Raw genomic sequence first — 1,084 nt, forward strand, 5'->3', positions numbered from 1 at the left:
GCCGCAAGCCTGCCGCTGAAGCCGAGGCCGGCCCGGTGCCGGAAGAACAGCCGGCAGCCGCCGAGCCGGAACCCGAGGTGCCCGCGCCCGCGGCGGTGGCCGTGCAGCAGCAGGACCAGAGCGAGGGCCAGGACGAGGACGAAGAGCCGTTCGACGAAGACGAGCTGGACGAGGAGGAAGACGACCTCGACCGCGCCCGCCGCGCGGCCGAGCGCGAGGCGCGCAATGCGCCGCCGACCGAGCCGATCAAGTTCAGCGACGTGGTGTCCGGCCAGTTCGACGCCGACGAGGAAAGCCCGGATGTCGCGCCCCTGAAGCGCGTGCTGCTGCCCGAGGCCGATTCGCCCAAGCTGCACAAGGTGCTGGCGCAGGCCGGCCTGGGCTCGCGGCTGGAGATGGAGCAGCTCATCCTGCAGGGCCGCATCTCGGTCAACAACGAGCCGGCCCACATCGGCCAGCGCATCCAGTACGGCGACCAGGTCAAGCTCAACGGCAAGCCCATCCGCTACCGCATCGCGCCGCCGCCGGCGCGCATCATTGCTTATCACAAGCCCGCTGGCGAGGTCGTCACGCACGACGATCCGCAGAACCGTCCCACGGTGTTCCGCAAGCTGCCTCGCCTGCAGCAGGGCAAGTGGCAGTCGGTGGGGCGGCTGGACCTCAACACCGAAGGCCTGCTGCTGTTCACCAGCTCGGGCGAGCTGGCCAACAAGCTCATGCATCCGCGCTTCGGGCTGGAGCGCGAATACGCTGTGCGCGTGCTCGGCGCGCTCAGCAGCGAGGAAAAGCAGCAGCTGCTGGACGGCGTTCGCCTGGAAGACGGCATGGCCCGCTTCGGCAGCATCGAGGAGGGCGGCGGCGAAGGGGTCAACACCTGGTACCGGGTCACCATTTCCGAGGGCCGCAACCGCGAGGTGCGCCGCATGTGCGAGGCCGTGGGCCATGCCGTGAGCCGCCTCATCCGCATCCGCTACGGCGCCATGGTGCTGCCGCGCGGGCTCAAGCGCGGCGCCTGGATCGAGCTGGACGAGCGCGACATTCGCGCCCTGACGCAGGCCGCCGGCGGCCTGGCCGAACGCCCGCA

1 protein-coding gene is annotated in these 1,084 nt (G+C 70.7%); it reads left to right on the top strand.

Annotated features, from left to right (window positions below; all coding sequences use genetic code 11):
* A partial coding sequence (locus VSO01S_RS26515; protein WP_373282939.1) for a pseudouridine synthase occupies window positions 1-1,084 on the top strand: 1,084 nt, incomplete at both ends.

This window comes from Variovorax soli NBRC 106424, from assembly GCF_001591385.1.
GTDB lineage: Bacteria > Pseudomonadota > Gammaproteobacteria > Burkholderiales > Burkholderiaceae_C > Variovorax > Variovorax soli.